General features: G+C 73.7%; 20 protein-coding genes. 4 read left to right on the forward strand and 16 right to left on the reverse strand.

The genetic code is table 11. The features are described from left to right. Positions 1–48: 48 nt before the first annotated feature. The 10 genes from AB0472_RS07915 to AB0472_RS07960 all read right to left on the reverse strand — a co-directional run bounded on the left by AB0472_RS07915 (position 49) and on the right by AB0472_RS07960 (position 11416). Positions 49–723 (reverse strand): response regulator transcription factor, encoded by a 675-nt coding sequence (locus AB0472_RS07915; protein ID WP_366354373.1) that lies wholly within the window; start codon positions 721–723, stop codon positions 49–51. Continuing rightward, the gene (locus tag AB0472_RS07920; protein WP_366354668.1) at positions 720–2063 is read right to left on the reverse strand and encodes a histidine kinase; all 1344 of its coding nucleotides are present in this window, start codon (positions 2061–2063) and stop codon (positions 720–722) included. The genes AB0472_RS07915 and AB0472_RS07920 overlap by 4 nt, the downstream gene beginning before the upstream one ends. Before the next feature lie 128 nt (positions 2064–2191). Beyond that, complete coding sequence (locus AB0472_RS07925; protein ID WP_366354374.1) at positions 2192–2878, reverse strand: response regulator transcription factor; 687 nt, start codon at positions 2876–2878, stop codon at positions 2192–2194. After that, on the reverse strand, positions 2875–4281 hold the full coding sequence (locus AB0472_RS07930) for a sensor histidine kinase (RefSeq protein WP_366354376.1): 1407 nt from the start codon (positions 4279–4281) through the stop codon (positions 2875–2877). Before AB0472_RS07930 ends, AB0472_RS07925 begins: the two co-directional genes overlap by 4 nt. Next, entirely contained in the window at positions 4274–5491 is a 1218-nt protein-coding gene (locus AB0472_RS07935; protein ID WP_366354378.1) for an acyltransferase, read from the reverse strand. Before AB0472_RS07935 ends, AB0472_RS07930 begins: the two co-directional genes overlap by 8 nt. Then, positions 5484–6692 (reverse strand): alpha/beta hydrolase, encoded by a 1209-nt coding sequence (locus tag AB0472_RS07940; RefSeq protein ID WP_366354379.1) that lies wholly within the window; start codon positions 6690–6692, stop codon positions 5484–5486. Before AB0472_RS07940 ends, AB0472_RS07935 begins: the two co-directional genes overlap by 8 nt. 296 nt (positions 6693–6988) lie before the next feature. Beyond that, positions 6989–7864: an alpha/beta hydrolase gene (locus tag AB0472_RS07945; RefSeq protein WP_366354381.1), complete on the reverse strand. Its 876-nt coding sequence runs from the start codon at positions 7862–7864 to the stop codon at positions 6989–6991. A gap of 176 nt (positions 7865–8040) precedes the next feature. Further along, positions 8041–9261 (reverse strand): kynureninase, encoded by a 1221-nt coding sequence (gene kynU / locus AB0472_RS07950; RefSeq protein WP_366354382.1) that lies wholly within the window; start codon positions 9259–9261, stop codon positions 8041–8043. Continuing rightward, entirely contained in the window at positions 9254–10096 is an 843-nt protein-coding gene (locus AB0472_RS07955) for a tryptophan 2,3-dioxygenase family protein (RefSeq protein ID WP_366354383.1), read from the reverse strand. The genes kynU and AB0472_RS07955 overlap by 8 nt, the downstream gene beginning before the upstream one ends. 144 nt (positions 10097–10240) lie before the next feature. Continuing rightward, complete coding sequence (locus AB0472_RS07960) at positions 10241–11416, reverse strand: M23 family metallopeptidase (protein WP_366354385.1); 1176 nt, start codon at positions 11414–11416, stop codon at positions 10241–10243. 162 nt (positions 11417–11578) lie between these two features. Between AB0472_RS07960 and AB0472_RS07965 the strand changes: the two genes are divergently transcribed. Further along, positions 11579–11998, forward strand: coding sequence for a DUF3151 domain-containing protein (locus AB0472_RS07965; RefSeq protein WP_366354387.1), 420 nt, complete (start codon positions 11579–11581; stop codon positions 11996–11998). A 39-nt stretch (positions 11999–12037) separates the two neighbouring features. Here the strand turns inward: AB0472_RS07965 and AB0472_RS07970 are convergent, their stop codons facing one another. The 5 genes from AB0472_RS07970 to AB0472_RS07990 form a co-directional block, all read right to left on the reverse strand. Beyond that, positions 12038–12457 carry a hypothetical protein gene (locus AB0472_RS07970; RefSeq protein WP_366354389.1) on the reverse strand — a complete coding sequence of 140 codons (420 nt, stop codon included), beginning with the start codon at positions 12455–12457 and terminating at the stop codon, positions 12038–12040. A gap of 196 nt (positions 12458–12653) precedes the next feature. After that, positions 12654–13082 (reverse strand): ATP-binding protein, encoded by a 429-nt coding sequence (locus tag AB0472_RS07975; protein WP_366354391.1) that lies wholly within the window; start codon positions 13080–13082, stop codon positions 12654–12656. 101 nt (positions 13083–13183) lie between these two features. After that, complete coding sequence (locus AB0472_RS07980) at positions 13184–13369, reverse strand: hypothetical protein (RefSeq protein WP_366354392.1); 186 nt, start codon at positions 13367–13369, stop codon at positions 13184–13186. Then, entirely contained in the window at positions 13366–14154 is a 789-nt protein-coding gene (locus tag AB0472_RS07985; protein WP_366354394.1) for a zf-HC2 domain-containing protein, read from the reverse strand. The genes AB0472_RS07980 and AB0472_RS07985 overlap by 4 nt, the downstream gene beginning before the upstream one ends. Positions 14155–14179: 25 nt before the next feature. After that, positions 14180–14731, reverse strand: a complete 552-nt coding sequence (locus tag AB0472_RS07990; RefSeq protein ID WP_366354396.1) for a sigma-70 family RNA polymerase sigma factor — start codon at positions 14729–14731, stop codon at positions 14180–14182. A gap of 228 nt (positions 14732–14959) precedes the next feature. Between AB0472_RS07990 and AB0472_RS07995 the strand changes: the two genes are divergently transcribed. Genes AB0472_RS07995 through AB0472_RS08005 form a run of 3 tightly spaced genes read left to right on the forward strand, consistent with a single transcriptional unit; the run spans position 14960 to position 17165 of the window. Beyond that, entirely contained in the window at positions 14960–15430 is a 471-nt protein-coding gene (locus AB0472_RS07995; protein ID WP_366354397.1) for a plastocyanin/azurin family copper-binding protein, read from the forward strand. Next, complete coding sequence (locus AB0472_RS08000) at positions 15427–16491, forward strand: metallophosphoesterase (RefSeq protein ID WP_366354399.1); 1065 nt, start codon at positions 15427–15429, stop codon at positions 16489–16491. The genes AB0472_RS07995 and AB0472_RS08000 overlap by 4 nt, the downstream gene beginning before the upstream one ends. Beyond that, a complete protein-coding gene (locus AB0472_RS08005) occupies positions 16488–17165 on the forward strand; it encodes a hypothetical protein (RefSeq protein WP_366354400.1) in 678 nt (225 codons plus the stop codon). The genes AB0472_RS08000 and AB0472_RS08005 overlap by 4 nt, the downstream gene beginning before the upstream one ends. A gap of 322 nt (positions 17166–17487) precedes the next feature. On the opposite strand, the gene AB0472_RS08010 is transcribed toward AB0472_RS08005, so the two are convergent. Beyond that, on the reverse strand, positions 17488–18963 hold the full coding sequence (locus AB0472_RS08010; protein WP_366354402.1) for an MFS transporter: 1476 nt from the start codon (positions 18961–18963) through the stop codon (positions 17488–17490). Positions 18964–18972: the final 9 nt, after the last annotated feature.

The following is an 18972-nucleotide window of genomic DNA, read 5'->3' on the forward strand; positions in this document are numbered from 1 at the left end:
TCATGACTGTGCGTTACGACTGTGCGGCTGGCATGTGCGTCTCCCGGGCTATCCCGGCGTCACCAGCCGTGCCTCGTAGGCGAACACCGCCGCCTGGGTCCGGTCCCGCAGGCCCAGCTTCACCAGGATCCGGCTGACATGTGTCTTCACGGTCGACTCGGCCACCACCAGGCGCTCGGCCATCTCCGCGTTGGACAGGCCCTGGGCGATGAGGACCAGGACCTCCGTCTCGCGGTCCGTGAGGTCGCCGTAGGCGGCGTGGGCCGTGGGCATCAGGCGCGGGATGTCGGAGAGCCTGGAGAACTCCGTGATCAGGCGCCTGGTGACCGAGGGCGCCAGCAGGGCCTCGCCGGCCGCCACCACCCGCACGCCGTCCGCGAGTTGACGGGCCGACGCGTCCTTGAGGAGGAACCCCGAGGCCCCGGCGCGCAGGGCCTGGTACACGTACTCGTCGAGGTCGAACGTGGTCAGGACCAGGACCTTGGACGTCGCGTCGGCGGCGACTATCTCCCGGGTCGCCTCGATGCCGTTCAGCTCGGGCATACGGATGTCCATCAGGACCACGTCCGGGGCGAGTTCCCGGACCCGGTCCACCGCCTCCCGGCCGTTGACCGCCTCGCCGACGACCTCGATGTCCGGCATCGCGTTCAGCAGGACCGAGAAGCCCTCGCGCACCATCATCTGGTCGTCGGCGATCAGTACGCGGATGGTGCCGTTGGTCATGCGTCACCCTCGCGGGTGGTGGCGACGGGGAGGAAGACCGTCACCTCGTAGCCTCCGTCGGGCGTCGGGGCCGCCGTCATCTCGCCGTTCAGCATGGAGACCCGCTCCCGCATGCCCGTGATGCCGTGGCCTGCCCCGGGGGACGGTTCGACGAGGGCGGGCCGCGGCGGCGGGCCGTTGACCACGCGCAGGCCCAGGCCGCCGATGACATAGCCGATCTCGACGCGGGCGTCCGCTCCCGGCGCGTGCCGCAGGGTGTTGCTCAGCGCCTCCTGGACGATCCGGTACGCCGACAGCTCCACGCCCTGCGGGAGTTCACGCACCGCGCCGGTCACCCCCTTGCCGACGGCGAGGCCCGCCTCCCGCACGTTGTCGAGCAGCGCGTCCAGGTCGGCGAGGGTGGGCTGCGGGGCGTCCGGCGCCTCGTAGTCCTCCGCGCGGACCACACCCAGCACGCGGCGCAGTTCGGTGAGCGCCGCCACCGCGTTCTCCCGGATCGTGACGAACGCCTTCTCCAGCTCCGGCGGCGGGTTCTCGACCCGGTAGGGCGCGGCCTCCGCCTGGATGGCCACGACCGACATGTGGTGGGCCACCACGTCGTGCAGCTCGCGGGCGATCGTCGTGCGCTCCTCCAGGAGGGTGCGCCGGGACCGCTCGTGGGCGGTCACCGTCTGCTGGGCGGTCACCTCCTGCCGGGCGTCGCTGCGTATGTGCCGGACCGTCACGCCCAGCAGGGACAGCGCGGACAGGAACAGCAGCCCCATGGTGTCGGAGTCGAAGTAGTGGCCGCCGCGGAAGCCCGTCTCCGCCATGACGCCGTACACCGCCGTCAGCACCCACATCCAGGCGGCCGTGCGCGGCCTGGTGCGTATCGCCACGATCGTGAGCACCAGCAGGTGGCAGGCGTAACTGCCGGGCAGCCAGGGCCACTCGCTGTCCCAGTCGCTCCCCAGAGCGGCCGCGACCGGGGTCGCCGCCATCGACAGCCAGAACGCGCCGACGGGCCGCACCATGGTCAGCAGGACCGGGGCCAGGGCGAGCAGCCCGAGACCCAGGTTGAGCGCCGCGCCGTTGACCTCGCTGTCGGAGGCGATGAGCATCGCGACGAGGCCGCCCGCGCAGATCAGGGCGTGCGGCGCCCAGGCCGCGTACTCCCGCAGCCGGCCGGGGAGCCGGCGGGCGAGGGCGCTGTCGGTGCTCGCCGCGGGCAGCGGGCGGTAGGCGAAGGCGTCGTGGAACAGGTCCTGCCGCAGTCCGCGCAGGGCGTCCATCGCCGCCCGGAACTCCGGACTGCGCGGCTTGTACGGCTCGAACGCGCTGTCCGGCGGCTCCGGCGGCATCGGCTGCGTGTGGGTCGTCTCGGTCACGTACACGACCGTAGGGGCAGGGCCGGGTCACCGTCGTCACCAGTGAGAAGGGTCCTCGGCCGTCCTTCTCAGGTACTACGGGTACGGCGGAGGGCGGCCGGTCAGTAGCCCGAGGGCCGCACCAGCCCGGACTCGTACGCGAACACCGCCGCCTGGGTGCGGTCCCTGAGGCCCAGCTTCACCAGGATGCGGCCCACGTGTGTCTTCACGGTCTGCTCGGCGACGACCAGCCGCTGGGCGATCTCCGCGTTCGACAGGCCCTGCGCGATGAGGGCGAGGACCTCCGTCTCGCGCTCGGTCAGATCGGCGATCCGCGCCTTCAGCGGGGCCCGCACCCCACCCCCGTCCAGCTGGGAGAACTGGGTGATCAGCCGCCGGGTGATGCCGGGCGCGAGCAGCGCGTCGCCGGCGGCCACCACCCGTACCGCCTCCGCCAGTTTGTCCGCGGACGCGTCCTTGAGCAGGAACCCGGACGCGCCGGAACGCAACGCCTCGTACACGTACTCGTCCAGGTCGAAGGTGGTGAGCACCAGCACCTTGATGTGCGGGTGCGCGCCGGCGATCCGGCGGGTCGCCTCGATGCCGCCCAGTTCGGGCATGCGGATGTCCATGAGGACCACGTCCGGGTCGAGTTCGGCGACCTTGGCCACCGCGTCCAGGCCGTCCACCGCCTGGCCGACCACCTCGATGCCGGGCTGGGCGTTCAGCAGCACGGTGAAGCCCTGCCGGACCATCTGCTGGTCGTCGGCGATGACCACCCGGATGGGGCTGCCGGTGCTGCTCGTCATGCGCGGTCGTCCTTCGGGTCGGCGGCACGGGTGGTGCCGGTGGTGGGGTCCGCGGTCCTGCGGGACATCAGGCCGGGCGCGGTGGCCGGGAGCTCCGCGAAGATCCGGTAGCCGCCGTCCGCCGACGGGCCCGCCGTCAGCGTCCCGCCGAGCATCATGGCCCGCTCCCGCATGCCGAGCAGCCCGTGCCCGGCGCCCGGCGACGGCGGCGCGGGCCGGGTCGGCCGGGAGTTCGCCACGGACAGCAGCAGCCCGTAGGGGATGTACTCGATCTCGACATGGGCGGTCGCCCCCGGCGCGTGCCGCAGGACGTTGCTCAGCGCCTCCTGCACGATCCTGTACGCCGACAGCTCCACGCCCGACTGCATCGGGCGCCGCTCGCCGTTGATCCGGGTGGTGACGGTCAGACCGGCCGCCCTGGTGTTCTCGACCAGCCGGTCCAGCCGGTCCAGGGTGGGCTGCGGGCTGTGCGGGCCGGTGCCGGGGCCGTCGTCGGGCGCGTCCTCGTCGGGGCTCTCGGAACGCAGCACGCCCAGCACCCTGCGCAGTTCGGTCAGCGCCTCCAGCGCGTTGTGCCGGATGCCGTCGAGGTTCTCGCGCAGCTCGTCCGGCGGGTTCTCCACCAGGTGCGGGGCGACCTGCGCCTGGATGGAGATGACCGACATGTGGTGGGCGACCACGTCGTGCAGCTCGCGCGCGATCCGGCTGCGCTCCTCCAGCAGGGTGCGCCGGGCCCGCTCCTCCGCGGTGAGCGAGGCCTGGCGGCCGAGCTCCGCGCGCGCCTCGCGGCGGCCGCGCAGCGCGGTGCCGAGCGCCACGACGATCACGGCCAGGACGACGGTGACCACCGAGGTCGACTGGTGCGGCGGCGCACCCCAGACCCCGTCGAGCAGCCAGGTGAGCAGCACCGTCACGGTCAGTGCCTCGACGGCCGCCCGGGCCCGGACCCGCAGCGCGAGCAGCAGCAGGACCAGCAGCTGCGCGATGATCCCGGCCACGGGCCAGGGCCAGGTGAACAGGACCCCCGGTGTCCTGCCCAGCCCGCCGTGCAGCGCGACGGCGCCCACCAGCATGGCCCCCACCGACATCCACCACGCCGGGACGGGCCGCCACATCGCGAGGAGCACGGCGCCGCCCTGCGCGAGGCCGAGCGGAAAGGCGAGCCCGGCGACGAGATGGCCGTTGTCCTGGAGTTGGGCGATGCCGCCGACGGTGATGCCGAGCGCCGCCAGGCACAGCACGCCGTGCGGCAGCCAGCGCAGCCATACCGAGGGGGGCAGCGGGTCGACGCGAACGGTGCACAGGTCGTCGCGGAGTGTCCGCAGCCAGCGCAGCACACGGCCGGTCCCGATCCACTCCGGCCGCCGGGCCCCCGTCTGCGTCACAGCGATCAGCCTAGACATGACGGGCTCCCGTCGACGTCGCCCGGCCGGACGCGGGGCGGGTCCTGACGACGCGCGAGCGGGACCGCGGGCGGCCGCGCTCGTACCCGTGGAACGCCGCCCGGCACAGACCGAGCACCAGGGCGAAAGCCGGCAGCCAGAGCAGGCGGGCCGCGACCCAGCCGGGGTGGTCGGGGGGCGTGTGCAGGCCGGGCAGGCGGCCGAGCAGGAGGCCGGTGGCCGTGGTCGCCATGAGAGCCGTCTGGTGCCAGAGGAAGATCGTCATCGCGGAGAGGTTCACGACGGCGACCGCCGCCCAGGCCAGGGGCCGGCGCATCGCACGGCGCAGCCGCTCGCGCAGCAACAGGGCGAGGCCGCACTGGGCCAGGCCGAAGGTGACGGCGGCCAGGGTGGGCGGGTCGAGGTTGGAGACGGACGCGCCGGGCACGCCGACCATCGACGCCGGGTAACCCGCCCACGCGACCAGGCCGGCCGTCGCCGCCGTGCCGCCGATGAGCAGGACCCAGCCGGCGCGCGGGCGGTCCAGTTCGCCGCGGGTCCAGGCGGCGCCCAGGGAGTACGGCACCAGCCAGCCGGCGGCCAGGTTCACCCAGCCGACACCGGGCGGGGCGCCGAAGCCGAAACGGAGCAGGTCCACATGGAGGACGACGGCCAGCGGCCACAGCGGGTTGAGCCGGGCGACGAGCGGGGTCGCCGCCGTCAGCGCCGCGAAGACCAGGAGGAACCAGAGGGGGGACAGGGCGAGTTTGGCGAGGGTGCGGACGGTGGTGAAGTCGGTGCCGGACAGCAGGAGGGCGGCGGTCACGATCGTCCAGAGGACGAGGAGCGCGGCGACCGGCCGGGAGAGGCGGGACAGACGGGCCGTCAGCCAGGTCCGGTAGGGGGTGCCCCCGGCCCGGGCGATGGCGTAGCCGCGGGTGGCGACGTGGCCGCCGACCAGGAAGAACACGGCGAGGGTCTGGAAGAGCCAGGAGACCGGGGCCAGTTGCGGCAGCCGCTGCAGGGGGCTGTCGGTGTGCAGTCCGCCGCCCTCCGCGACCAGTGCCGTGACCAGCCAGTGGCCCAGGACCACACCGAGGACGGCGACCGCGCGCAGGGCGTCCACGGCACGGTCCCGGCCGGGCGGGGTGGCGGTGTCGACGCGGAGGGCGAAGTGCCGTACGCGGTGCTGTACGCGGTCGCGGAGACGGGGTGTCGACGGCTTACGCACGGGTGACCTCCGCTGACTCGCCGAGGACGATCCGGGCGAGGTTGGCCAGGGAGGCCGAGCCCGGGGTGAAGTAGTCGCTGTGGCCGCCGGAGCCCGCCGCGAAGACGCGGGCGCCGAAGGACGGGGAGACCGGGTCGGTGCCGAAGCCGACGGTCGTGCCGAAGAGGTCGGCGCGGACATGCGGGACCTCGGCTATCCAGTCGGCCGCTCCCCGGGCCGCCCAGACACGGGCGGAGGTGTGCAGGGCCGCGGCCGAGGCGGCGCCGGTGCCGGGACTGCCGACCAGGGCGATGTCGGTGACGCCCAGGCCGGTGAGGGCGGGGGCGGCGCGGGCGCAGACCACCGTGCCGTAGGAGTGGCAGAGGAGGGCGAGGGACGCGGGTCCGGGGGCGGTGAGGGTGCGCAGTTCGCGGAGGAACCGGCGCAGGTGCGGGGCGGCCCGGGCGGCCCGGCCCGGGGTGAGGACCGCGGTGCTGATCGTGGCGGGGGTGCGGTAGCCGAGCCAGGCGACGACGGCGACCCGGGTGCGTCGCCGCTCGTGGTCGCGGGTTCGCTGGTCGTGGGCTCGCTGGTCGCGGGTCCGGTGGCCGCGGATCCGGTGGTCGCGGGTCCGCTGGTCGTCGGTGAGGCGCCGGTACAGGGACTCGGCCGCCGTGTGGAATCGGGCGTAGGTGTCGAGGGTGGTGTCCGAGCCGGGCACCAGGACGGCGACGCGCGTCGCGTGCGCCAGATCGCCGAAGACCTCGGTGACCTGGCCGGTACCGCGGGCGTCGAGGTGGAGCAGGTGACGGGCGGGGGACGCGAGGGAGCGGTCGACGGCGGCCCGGGAGAGGTCGCCGTCGGCGGCGGCCATGCGGGCGGCCTCGGCGGCGTTGTCGCGGTTGGCCGCGTAGGCGGTGGCGAGGCCTGCCGGGGGGAGAGGGGCGGGGAGTACGGCGGGCGGCGGGGCGGGTATCCCGGGCCGGGTGGCCGCGGACAGCGGGAGGACCACGGCGGCGGCGAGGAGGGCGGCGAGAAGAGTGCGGCACAGCCTCCCGCGCCGATGCCCCCGGTCCGGCCGACCCCGATCCCGACGCCGACGGTCCCGGTCCGGCCCGTACCAGCGCCCCTGCTCCTGCGCCTGTCGCTGCCCCTGCGCCTGCTCCTGTCGCTCCGTCTGCTCCGGCCCAGGCCCGTGCAGTTCCCCCGTCACCGCCGTCATGGTCGGTCCCCCCGTTCAGTCGCCCGGCCGTCGGGCTCCTCTGATCGGGAAATTACGGACCGGACCGCGTCGTTCGCGTCCCGCCCGGGAGCTCACCTGGGAAGTAGCTCTCAGGTACTACGGGTATGCGGGGGAACTCTCAGGGATGCCCCGTCACCAGGCCAGTTGGGCCCATAAGGCGAGTTGGGCTCACCAAGCGGTCGGGCTCACCAAGCCGGTCGGGCTCACCAAGCCGGTCAGGCTCACCAGGCCGGTCGGGCTCACCAAGCCGGTCAGGCTCACCAGGCCGGTCGGGCTCACCAGGCCAGCTGGGCGATCTCCTCCGCCACCACGGCGCAGGCGTCCGCCGCCGGGTCGATGAGGGGGAAGTGGCCGACCTCCTCCAGCAGCGTCAGGCCCACCACCTCGCCCGCCTTGGCGGCCGCGTCCGCGTAGGACTCGGCGACCGCCTGCGGGACGACCACGTCCGTGCGGCCCTGGACCAGCGTGGTCGCGATGCCGGTCGGCAGCAGGAGCGCGGGGTCGGCGTACGGCTGCCGGTCGGCGAACTTCTCGTCGCCGCCGAGCAGTTGCAGGGCCGCGTTGCCGCAGACGTCGAGCTTCTCGGCCATCGCGAAGTCCGCGATCGGGGCCAGGGCCACGACACCGCGCAGGGGCGCGGGACCGGCGGTGCGCCACGCGGCGTCCGCCGGGAGGACGTGCCGTGCCGCCGCCCACAGCGCCAGGTGGCCGCCCGCCGAGTGGCCGGTGAGGACCGTACGGCGCAGGTCCGCCTGCGGGACCGCCTCGCGGACGAGGGTCGGCAGGGCGTCCAGCGCCGCCGCCACGTCGTCGAAGGTGTCCGGCCAGCGGCCCGCCACCGGGGCCGTACCGCCCTGCGCGGGCAGCGTCGTACCGCGCCGGTACTCGACGTTGGCCACCGCGAAACCGCGCCGGGCCAGGTAGTCGGCGAACGGCGTCACGTGGCCGCGGTCGTACGGCGCCCGCCACGCGCCCCCGTGCAGGACCACCACCAGCGGGGCCAGCGGGTCCTCGGTACGCGGGGCGTAGAAGTCGATCACCTGGTCGGGATGGTCGCCGTAGGCGGCCGTGGCGTCGGGCGCGACGTGCGGGTGCGAGAAGGCCGACTCCTCCTCGGCGGCGGCCCGGGTTGCTGCGTCGTCGTCCGGCATGCTCCAACCTCTCAGCGACGTGATCAATGTGGCGGACCAGGTGGGGAATTCGGCCGTTGGCCGGGACGGTATCAGGCCCGTGACGTGCGGGGACACGTGGATGTGACGCACGGTGAGGATTGCTCGGTTCTGTACCGTCCCGGCCCCTGTCCGGGGATCACTATGTCGCCATGTCGCTAGGCTCCGACCGCTCCCGTCTGCGCCTCCTGCACCTCGCTCAGGACCTCCGCCAGCACCCGCGCCGCCCGCTCCGCGTCCGCGAAGCCGACGTACAGCGGGGTGAAGCCGAAGCGGAGCACGTCCGGGTGCCGGAAGTCGCCGACCACGCCCCGCTCGATCAGCCGTCTCATCACGTCCCCGGCACCGGAACAGCGCAGCGCGATCTGGCTGCCGCGCTCCTCGTGGGCGACCGGGGTCACGCACTCGACGCGGCCCGCCGGGACGTACGCCTCGACGCACTCCAGGAAGAAGTCCGTCAGGGCGAGGGACTTGGCGCGTACGGCCGCCACCCGCACCCCCTCCCACACCTCCAGCGCCGCCTCCAGGGCGAGCATGGAGAGGATGTCCGGGGTACCGACGCGACCGCGTACCGCCCCGCCCGCCGGTTCGTACGCCGGGCGCATCCCGAAGGGCTCAGCGTGGGAGTTCCAGCCGGGGAGCGGGGAGTCGAAGCGGTCCTGCAGCTCCCGCCGTACATACAGGTAAGCCGGTGAACCGGGGCCGCCGTTCAGGTACTTGTAGGTGCAGCCGACGGCCAGGTCGACCCCGTGCTCGTCGAGGCCCACCGGCAGCGCGCCCGCGCTGTGGCACAGGTCCCAGACGGACACGGCCCCGGCCGCGTGGACCGCGGCGGTGAGGGCGGGCAGGTCGTGGAGGCGTCCGGTGCGGTAGTCGACGTGGTTGAGGAGAACGGCGGCGGTACGGTCGCCGAGCGCCGCCGGGACCTCGGCGGGGGCGAGCGGGCGCAGGGTGCACCCCGTCAGCCGGGCCGCCGACTCGGCGATGTAGCCGTCCGTGGGGAAGGTCGTCGCGTCGACGAGGATCTCGTCGCGGCCCTCCCCCGCCAGCCGTACCGCACCCACAAGTGCCTTGAAGACGTTGACACTCGTCGAGTCGCCGACCACGATCTGGCCGGCCGCGGCGCCGACCAGCGGGGCGATCCGGTCGCCGATCCGCTCCGGCGCCGTCCACCAGCCGCTCTCGTCCCAGGACCGGATCCGCAGCTCGCCCCACTGCCGGCGGACGACGTCCTCGACGCGGCCGGGGACGTGCGCGGGCAGGGCGCCCAGCGAATTGCCGTCCAGGTAGACGACCTCGTCGAGGACGAAGCGCTCGCGCACCCCGGCCAGTTCGTCCTCGGCGTCCAGTTTCTCCGCCCTCAGGGCCCGCTCAGACATGGGACCTCGCCGTCCACAGCTCGGGGAACACGTTCTTGCGGGCGCGCTTCTCCAGCCAGGCGACCCCGGCCGAACCGCCGGTGCCCACCTTGGCGCCCATGGCGCGGCGGGTGGCGACCAGGTGGTCGTTGCGCCAGCGCCAGACGAGCTCGGCGACGTCGGTCAGCGCCTCGCCGAGCCGGGCGAGGTCGGCGTCCTCGTCGCCGGAGTAGACGGCGGTCCAGGCGGCCTCGACGGCCTCGGAAGGTGTATAGGGCAGTGATATGTCACGTTCCACCATCACCGCCTCCGGGATCGGGTACCCCCGCCGCCCCAGCACCCGCACCACCTCGTCGTACAGGCTCGGCTCGTGCAGCGCCTTCTCCAGTTCCGCGTGCACCCGCGGCGCGCCGCGGTGCGGGACGAGCATGGACGCGGACTTCTCCCCGAGCAGGAACTCCATCCGCCGGTACATCGCCGACTGGAAACCGGAGCCCTCGCCGAGGGCGGACCGGTAGGAGTTGAACTGGGCCGGAGTGAGCTGGCCGAGCGGCCTCCAGGAGGCGTTCAGCGCCTCCAGCTCGCGGCCGGAACGCTTCAGCGCGGCGATCGCGGTGGGGATGTCGTCGCCGCGCAGCGCCGCCGCGGCCGTCTCCCACTCGTGGACGATGACGGTGAACCACAGCTCCATCACCTGGGTCGTGACCAGGAAGACCATCTCTCCGGGATCGTCGGAGAGGGTGTGCTGGAGGTGGGTGAGCACGTCCGCCTTGACGTAGTCCTCGTACGGCGTGGTGCCGGCGAAGTCGAGATGCGGGGTCTCGGGCTCGTTGTTTTCGAGAGCCTCGTGGGACATCGCTGTCTCCTGTAGTACTCCGGGTAGCGGTCCGCCCCTGCCGATGCCGACACGGGGGCCCCGGTCCCCACCGGCATCTTCCGCAACGTAACCCGGATACGGCAAGGCCCGCCCGTCGGGAGCCCCCGTCCGGCGGGCCACCGTTCAGCCGCGGACCGTCCGTCCCCGGTACAGCCGTCCGGGCACCCCTTCGAAGGCCAGGTCGAGCCCGGCTCCGTCGCGTTCCGCGTGCAGGTGCAGGTGGGGCTCGGTGCTGTTGCCGCTGTTGCCGACCTCGCCGAGCAGTTGCCCGGCCCGGACCGTGTCGCCCGCCGTCACCGTGACCGAGCCGGGGCGCAGGTGGGCGAGTTTCACGATCTCCCGGCCGGTGTCGAGGAACACGTGGTTGCCGTACGGCGGCTGGTAGCGGATCTCCCCCGGGCGCTGGTCGGCGACGCCGTCGGCCGCGGAGACCACCGTGCCGTCGCACGGAGACCGGACCGGCCGCCCGTAGGCGGCGTACGCCGTCGCTTCGCGGCCGGGCCGGGTACGGGTGCCGTACCGGCCGAGCGCGACCAGGTCGAGGGCGGCGCGCTGCTCCGGCACCCGGGCGTGGTGGTTCACCGCCGGGCCGCCGCCCTGTACGACGTACCAGGCGCCCTCCAGCGGGAACCGCAGCGGCCGGGAGACCGTGGCGGGCCCGCGGTGCAGCCGGGCGGCGGTGACCAGCCACCCGGCGCCCGCGAGCAGGACGAGCCCGACGGCGAGTCCGGACAGGCCGGCTCCGGCCGGCAGCTCCGGCAGCCGCCAGGCCGAGGCGAGGGCGGCCACCGCGCCCGCCTCGACCGCCCGTCTGAGCGGACGCGGTTGCATCGCCGGTGCGCCGCAGCCCTCCACGACCACGTAGAACGCGGCGAGGGTGGCCAGGTCCGCGGTCCAGGCGATGCGGTCGCCGGCCGTCCAGAGGATCAGGACGTTCCAGGCGGTGACCAGGGCGAGGCAGACCGTCCAGGCGAGGTGCGCGGGCAGCCGCCGCCCGGGCGGGGTGTAGCGGGCGCCCTCGATGCGCAGGGCGGTGAGTTCGCCGTCGGGGGCCGTCTGGGCCCAGGCCCGCACCCGGCCCGTGCTGCCGGACACGATGAGCCCGTCCGGGCCGTCCGTGACGGTGCCGAACGCACCGATCCGGGCGTTCGTGGCGTGCACGATCCGCTCCAGTGCCGGGATGCCGACCGCCGCCGTCACCCGCGGGGCGAGCCGGGGCCACTGCTCCGGGTCCGCGGTGAGAAAACGGGCCAGGGCGTCGGCCTCCGCCGGCCGCCCGCCGGGCATCGGATCACGCACGTGTGCTCCCCCTGCCGTCCCGCCTGCCGTCCCGGCTGCCGTCCCGGCTGCCGTCCCGGCTGCCGTCACCCGTGCCGTCCCGGCTGCCGTCGCCCACCGACCGGGCGGTCTGGAAGACGGCGGGACGCGGGGTGAGGTTGCCGGCGGTGGCAGACTTGCGCCATGACGACGCACACGAACCTGCTCGGCGGCCCGGAGCCGACGTATCTGCCGGAGAACGAAGAGGCGTACCGCCTGCTGGACGAGGAGTCGCTGGCTCCCGTCGAGGTGGCGGCGAAGTTCCCGACCTTCTCGCCGGCCTGGGCGCTGCTCGCCGACGAGGCGTTCGAGCGCGGCGCGGTCGTCGAGTCGTACGCCTACGCGCGCACCGGCTACCACCGCGGTCTTGACGCCCTGCGCCGCGCCGGGTGGAAGGGGCACGGCCCCGTTCCGTGGGAGCACCGGGCCAACCAGGGCTTCCTGCGCTGCCTCGCGGCGCTCGCCCGTGCCGCCGGTGAGATCGACGAGAAGGACGAGAACGAGCGCTGCTGGCAGTTCCTGAAGGACAGCAGCGCGGAGGCGTACACCGAGCTGCACGGATAGCCACGACCAGGCACGACCAGGCACGACAGCAGCGGCGGTTCAGGCTCCGGGGCACCCGGCGGCCGTCCAGGCGGCGTACTCCTGGCGGACGTAGAGCCGGTGTCCGGGCCTGGGCGTGATCACGCCGGGGTGGTAGGGGCCGGCCACCAGGTCGGGATGGCGGCGGTCGTACCGGACGAGTTCCCCGGCGGTCTGTGCGGCGGCCGCGGCCGGACCGGAGCCGCCGCCCTGGGCCATCCGGTCCATGAGGGCCGCCCTGCGCAGCAGCCAGGCCCGTTCGGCGGCGGCCGCGTCCACGTCGGCCGGGGTGCCGGTGCGGGGCCCGGCCTGACGGCCGTCGCGCTCCGCCCCGAGCGCGAGCAGCCGGTGCATCTCACGGCGCAGGTCGGGAGCGTTCGCGTAGGCCCGGTGCGCGGGCGGGGCGCCCGTCTGCGTACGGCTGTCCGAGGTGGCGTCCATGGTCATCACTCCACCGGTACGCGGGGGCCGGTGCCGCAGCGGCGGCACGGTGCCGGTTCCTGGACCCGGGCCGGACCCGGGCAGTCGTCGACGGGGCACGGCCTGTGGGTCGCGAGGGGCCACTCGCCGGGTCGTGCGGTGACCGGGGGCCGCGGCTCGCCGGGAACGCCGCAAGCGCGGGAAGCGCCGGGGCCGGTCATGCCGAGCACCGCAGGCAGGCGCGGACCTCACGGCCGCCGCGGGTCTGGTGGACCTCGGTCGACTGGGCGAGGTACTGGACGATGCCGGTGCCACGGCCGTGCTCGTCGGGTGCCGCGTCGCGGCGACGGCGCTCCACCGTCATGCCGGAGTCGGTGACGACGATGTGCAGGGTGCCGTGGTCGAGGACGAGCGACAGGGTCATGCGCTCACGGCCGTACTGGGCGGCGTTGGCGGCGAGTTCGTCCACGATGAGCACGGCGGAGTCCCGCTCGCTCGCGGGCACGCTCCAGGTCTCCAGCAGATCGGCCGCGAAGTGACGGGCGGCGGGGACGTGCGCCTCCTGCGCGGGCAGGGTCAGCAGCGCCTGGTAACGGCAGGGCTCGCCGGGCAGTGAACTCGGGCGGGGCGAATGGGTCACGAACATGGTCTTCTGGCTCTTCCGTGGAGGTGCGGAGACCGGGACGGGGAGAGACCTCCGACGGAGTCGGGAGGGTCGGTGTGCCGGTCCTGCAGTGGCGCGCTCATTCAGTTCCACGGACGGCACGCGCCCGACGGTTCGAGCCGTTCACGCCTTTTGTGACGAATTTCGCGAGCTCCGACGGAGACCCGCGACAGCCACAGCCACAGCCACAGCCACAGCCACAGCCACAGCCACAGCCACAGCCACAGCGACAGCGACAGCGACAGCGACAGCGACACGGAACGCCTCACGACCGGATGGTGACCAGCTTCTGGCCGTCACCCGCGAGGATCTCGAAGTGCTGGATGGCCCCCGGGGACATGTCGACCGCCCCTTGGACCGTGGTGCCCGGAGGGTATTCACCCGCCCGCCAGGTGGCGCCGTCCGCCCTCGCGCCGCCGGACCCGACGGCCTGGAGCCGGCAGGTGATTCCGGCGGGCGCCCCCTTGGCGTGGACCTGGAGGACGCTCCCCCAGGCGGAGGGGTAGACCCGCACCGAGGCGGTGACGCCGGTGGTGGGGTCGCTCCCGGAGAACGTGCGCGACGCGGTCGGCGCGGTCGCGCCGGGCGGCGTCGCCTGGCTGGTCACGGTTCCGACCGTGGCCAGCCACGTGCCGCCGGCCGCCGCCCCGACGAACGCCAGGGAGGCGGCGGCGCCCGCCAGTTGCAGACGGCGACTCCTGCGCCGCCGGGCCGCGGCCCGCTGGAGCAGGTTCTCCAGCACCCCCGCCTGTGGTGGCTGCGGCGCCGCCACGGGCGATGCGGGCGAGGAGAGCCGGGCGCTCTCGGCCGCCTGGGCCACCAGCCGGTCGGCCAGGCCGCCGTCGACCGCCGACGTCGTCCGGCCCGCGGCCTCGGCCTCGGCGGCCGTCACCGTCGCCAGCAACGCGGGCAGTCCCGCCAGCCGGGCGTGTTCGGCCCGGCACTCGTCGCACTCCGCCAGGTGGGCCCGCACCCGTTCCGTCTCCGCGGGGGGCAGTGTGCCCAGGACGTATCCACCCAGCGCCAGCCGCAGGGCATCGTGCTCCGCACCCACGGTCACCACCTCCCGCTCATCACGGTCACGGCTCGATCCCCCGCTCCTGGAGCGCCAGCCGCAGGGCGTGCAGGGCGTAGTACGTACGCGACTTCACGGTGCCCAGCGGAATGCCCAGCACCTGTGCGGCCTCCACCATGGTCCGACCCCGGTAGTAGGTCTCCAGCAGCACCGCGCGGTGATCCGGGGACAGCGCCCGCAGGGCGTCGGCGACCGCCCAGCTCTGCAGTGCCTGCTCGATCTCGTCCTCGCCCGGCGTCTGCTCGGCGGCCCGCTCGAGCGCCTCGCCACCCGCCTCGGCCGGCCTGGCCCGCCGGGCCCGGTGGGCGTCGATGACCAGATGCCGGGCGACCGTGCACAGCCAGGCCCGGGCCGGGCCGCGTGCGGGCTCGAACGCGGCGGGGTGCTGCCACGCCCGAAGCAGGGTCTCCTGGACCACGTCCTCCGCCCATTGCCGATCTCCCGATGTCAGTCGCAGCACGTAGTGGAACAGGGGCCCTGCGTGCTCCGCGTACAGAGTGCGCAGCAGCTCCTCGTCCGCGGTCGAAAGCGTTCCTCTACCAGAGACACGGCGCACGGAGCGATCCGGATCGACCCTTGGATCACGCTTTCGGAAACTCCGGGGCATATGTCGATGATCGCTCACATGGAGTCCTTTGTCCCGTAACGCAGAGCACGGGGCGGACGGCGCTCCGTGTCGAGACGAAGAAATTTCGCAAAAGTGCATATGTACCGAACCGTCTGCCCGCCGCCGTCCGTGGAGCCGGACAGGAACCGACCTACGCGAGCAAAGGACGGATCAGACGTGAACCGGACGCACCACCCCCCGAACTCCCGCACCCGAGGCCGACGCTCACGCGGCGCGGCCGGGCTGGCCCTCGCCACCGCCGCCACCGTCGGCACGCTGGGGCTGCTCAGCGCCTGCGGCGGGTCGCCGCACTCCTCGTCGACGGCCACCACGAAGTCGATGCCCACCATGAACATGCCCATGAGCCGCCCGAGCGCGGGCAGGCCGGTGAGCGGGACCGCCGTCGCGATCAAGAACTTCGCCTTCGCCCCGGCCACGCTGAAGGTGCCGGTGGGTACGACCGTGACCTGGACCAACCAGGACACCGACGCCCACACCGTCACCAGCACCGGACCGGGCGGTCCGCTGCACTCCGCCGCCCTGGGCACCCACGCCACCTACAGCCACACCTTCACCAAGCCCGGTACCTACGCGTACCTCTGCACCATCCATCCGTTCATGACCGCCACCGTGGAGGTGACCCGATGACCGCCTACGACGTCCACGACTCCAACAACTCCTACGACGCCCACGACGAATCCGGTCAGCCGCGTGAGCTGCGTGAGCCCGCCACGGAGCACGGCATGACGCGTCGCCAGCTCATGCGGCACGCCGGGTGGTTCGGCGGCGCGGTGGTGCTGACGGTGGCCGGCGGAGAGGTGATCAGCCAGATCGCCGGCTCCCGGGGCTCCGTCGCCGAGGCCGCCACCGGTGCCACGCACGCCACCGGCGCCGCCGACACCACCGGCGCCGCCGCGGCGGCCGACGGCACGCTCCGGTTCGTGCAGGTCTCCGACAGCCACATCGGGTTCCAGGGCCCGGCCAACACCGACGTGGCCGGGTCCTTCACCGAAGCGGTCAACCAGGTCAACTCGCTCGGTTTCAGGCCGGACTTCGTCATGCACAGCGGCGACCTGACCCACCTGTCCACGGCCGGGCAGTTCGACCAGGTCAAGCAGATGCTGTCCGGGCTCAAGACGGACCGGGTCTTCACCGTGCCGGGCGAGCACGACTCCATCGGCGACGCGGGCCGCGCCTACCGGCGGGCCTTCGGCGCGGGCACGCTCGGCGACGGCTGGTACAGCTTCGACACCCACGGCGTGCACTTCATAGCCCTGGTCAACACCCTGAGCCTGGAGAAGCTCGGCCACCTCGGCAACAGCCAGATCGACTTCGTCCGCAAGGACCTGGCCGGGCTGTCCTCGGACACCCCCGTCGTGGTCTTCAGCCACATCCCGCTGTTCGCCATGTACCCGAAGTGGGGCTGGAGCACCGACGACGCCCTCAAGGTCATCGCCCTGCTGCGCCGCTTCTCCTCCGTCACCTGCCTCAACGGGCACGTCCACCAGCTGTTCACGAAGACCGAGGGCAACATCACCTTCCACTCCGCCACCACCACCGCCTACCCCCTGCCCAAACCGGGCCGGGCCCCCGCCCCCACCCCGCAGGTCGTCCCGGCCCGGCAGCTCAAGGACGCGCTCGGCATCCGCAGCGTCGGCTACCGCCGGGGCGACCGCGAACTGGCCGTCAAGGACGAGAGGCTGGCATGAACCACCGAAGGCTCCTCGCCACCGCCCTGCGGTGGGCGACCGCCGGCACCCTCGCCGCCGGCGGATACCTCCACGCCCAGCTGTACGTCGACGGGTACCGCTACGTCCACGTCATCGGCCCCCTCTTCCTCCTCCAGGCCAGTGCGTCCTTCGCCCTCGCGGCCCTGCTGGCGGCGGGGACGCCACCCCTGCTGCTGCGGGCCGCCGTGGCCGGCGTCGCGCTCGGCGCCCTCGGCGGCTTCGCGGCCTCGCGCACGGTGGGCGTGTTCGGCTTCACCGAACACGGTCTGCAGCCCGCGCCCCAGGCCGGCCTCAGCCTCCTCGCCGAAACCGGCACACTGCTGTTGCTCGCGGCCTGGCAGCTGGCCGCGACCACCGCCGGACGGCAGGAGGCGCCTTCCGGGCTTCTGGAACCACGCCCGGGCAGCGCCTGGCCGAGCCCGCGCCTGCGCGAACTGAGGGAGACCGTGCGCGCCCTGCTCGGCCTGGACGACGACACCGCCGTCGTCATCCGCCAGCTCGGCCGTGACACACACGGCCGCCCGCCGCTGGAAACCGTCGTCGAGGTACTGCCCATGGACGGCGGCCCGACCCACCGCTGGAGACTCGACCGCCCCGCCGACCAGATCACCGAACACGACCTGCGGACGACCCTGCTCCGCCGGCGCCAGTAGTCTCCAGCGGCTCCCCAGCGCCCCATCAGGGCGCCGGCGGTCCCCCCGGCCGAAGGCCGGGGGGGAGGAACCGCGCGACCAGCCGCAACAGCACCACAGTCGCCAGACGGCAGACAGCAGTCGCCAGACGGCAGACGCCAGACGCCAGACGGCAGACGCCAGACGCCAGACGCCAGACGGCAGACGCCAGACGCCAGACGGCAGACGCCAGACGCCAGACGGCAGACGCCAGACGCCAGACGGCAGTCGCCAGACGCCAGACGGCAGTCGCCAGACGCCAGACGGCAGTCGACAGACGGCGGCTGCCCCTCCGGCGGGGCGCCTAGCTGCCCCTCGCCTCGATCGGCGGCGAGGTCACGTTTCCGTGGGTACGGCACTCCGGGCGGGCGCAGCCCGGGGCCGGCCTGCGGACCATGGCGAAGGCCAGGACCGAGCCGACCACCAGGACACCGGCGCAGACGGGCATGGCCCGGTCGAACGCGGCGTCGAAGGCCGTGGGCGACCGGTACGCCTCCGGGCCCATCCCCGCGATCAGCGGCAGCGCCGCCACCGCGATCAGGCTGGCCGCGCGGGCCGCCGCGTTGTTGATGCCGCTGGCGATGCCCGCCCGGGCCGTGTCCACGGAGGCGAGGACGGAGGCGGTGAGCGGGGCCACCAAGGTGACCATGCCGACGCCCTGGACCAGGACCGCCGGGAGGACGTCGGTCAGGTAGTTCGCGTGTTCGCCGACGCGCAGCATCAGGAGCATCGCGGTCGCGCACAGCAGGGGCCCCACCGTGAGCGGGATGCGCGGGCCGATGCGGTCGGCGAGGGCGCCCGAGCGGGCCGAGAAGAACAGCATCAGGGCCGTCGTCGGCAGCAGGGCGGTGCCGGCGGCCAGGGCCGAGTAACCCGCCACCACCTGGAGTTGGAGAGCGGTGAGGAAGAAGTAGCCGCCGAACGCGCCGTACACGCACAGGGTGACGATGTTCAGCGCCGTGAACTGGCGGGACGCGAAGATGTCCAGCGGGAGCATCGGGTCCCGGCGGCGCTTCTCGACGTACACGAAGGCCACGCCGGCCGCGACGCCGGCGACCGCGAGGAGCGAGGTGGTCCCGGCCTCGATCAGCGCGAAGGTCACCAGCCCGAGGGCCAGGGCGCCCAGCACCGCACCGAGGATGTCGAAGCGCCCGTGGGCCCGGCCTCCCCCACTCTCGGCTTCGCTCGAGCGGGAGGTGCCCCCGGCCGACTCGGGGACGTGTCGCAGCGCGATGGGGACGCAGAGCAGGGCCAGCGGGACGTTGAGGAGGAAGACCCAGCGCCAGCCGGGCCCGTCCACCAGCCAGCCGCCGAGGAACGGCCCCACCGCCGCGCCGATGCCGCCGAAGCCGGACCACAGGCCGACCGCACGGGACCGGTCGTCGGGGTGGAAGGAGGCCTGGATCAGGGCCAGGGACCCGGGGGTGAGGAGCGCGCCGCCGATGCCCTGGAGGGCGCGGGCGCCGATCAGGACGCCGTCGGTCGGAGCCAGGCCGCACATCAGGGAGGCGGCCGCGAACCAGACGACCCCGATCACGAAGATCTTCCGGCGGCCGTACTGGTCGCCGAGCGAGCCGCCCAGCAGGATCAGGCCGGCCAGCGTCAGCATGTACGCGTTGATCGTCCACTGGAGCGCGGACAGGCTCGCGTCCAGGTCGTCGCCGATGCGAGGCAGGGCGACGTTGACGACCGTCGAGTCCAGCAGCGCCATACTGGAGCCGAGGACCGTGGTGATCAGGATCCACTTGCCCTGGGCTGAGGCGATCCGGACGTCGGGCATGGTTCCAGG

It is taken from the genome of Streptomyces sp. NPDC086777 (assembly GCF_040702065.1).
In the GTDB taxonomy this organism is placed as follows: domain Bacteria; phylum Actinomycetota; class Actinomycetes; order Streptomycetales; family Streptomycetaceae; genus Streptomyces.

Coding starts and splice junctions, on each gene's coding strand:
- AB0472_RS07965 (WP_366354387.1), top strand. CDS start 11,579: ATGACGACGCACACGAACCTGCTCGGCGGCCCGGAGCCGACGTATCTG.
- AB0472_RS07930 (WP_366354376.1), bottom strand. CDS start 4,281: ATGTCTAGGCTGATCGCTGTGACGCAGACGGGGGCCCGGCGGCCGGAG.
- AB0472_RS07945 (WP_366354381.1), bottom strand. CDS start 7,864: ATGCCGGACGACGACGCAGCAACCCGGGCCGCCGCCGAGGAGGAGTCG.
- AB0472_RS07970 (WP_366354389.1), bottom strand. CDS start 12,457: ATGGACGCCACCTCGGACAGCCGTACGCAGACGGGCGCCCCGCCCGCG.
- AB0472_RS08010 (WP_366354402.1), bottom strand. CDS start 18,963: ATGCCCGACGTCCGGATCGCCTCAGCCCAGGGCAAGTGGATCCTGATC.
- AB0472_RS08000 (WP_366354399.1), top strand. CDS start 15,427: ATGACCGCCTACGACGTCCACGACTCCAACAACTCCTACGACGCCCAC.
- AB0472_RS07915 (WP_366354373.1), bottom strand. CDS start 723: ATGACCAACGGCACCATCCGCGTACTGATCGCCGACGACCAGATGATG.
- AB0472_RS07940 (WP_366354379.1), bottom strand. CDS start 6,692: ATGACGGCGGTGACGGGGGAACTGCACGGGCCTGGGCCGGAGCAGACG.
- AB0472_RS07920 (WP_366354668.1), bottom strand. CDS start 2,063: ATGCCGCCGGAGCCGCCGGACAGCGCGTTCGAGCCGTACAAGCCGCGC.
- AB0472_RS07955 (WP_366354383.1), bottom strand. CDS start 10,096: ATGTCCCACGAGGCTCTCGAAAACAACGAGCCCGAGACCCCGCATCTC.
- kynU (WP_366354382.1), bottom strand. CDS start 9,261: ATGTCTGAGCGGGCCCTGAGGGCGGAGAAACTGGACGCCGAGGACGAA.
- AB0472_RS08005 (WP_366354400.1), top strand. CDS start 16,488: ATGAACCACCGAAGGCTCCTCGCCACCGCCCTGCGGTGGGCGACCGCC.
- AB0472_RS07975 (WP_366354391.1), bottom strand. CDS start 13,082: ATGTTCGTGACCCATTCGCCCCGCCCGAGTTCACTGCCCGGCGAGCCC.
- AB0472_RS07925 (WP_366354374.1), bottom strand. CDS start 2,878: ATGACGAGCAGCACCGGCAGCCCCATCCGGGTGGTCATCGCCGACGAC.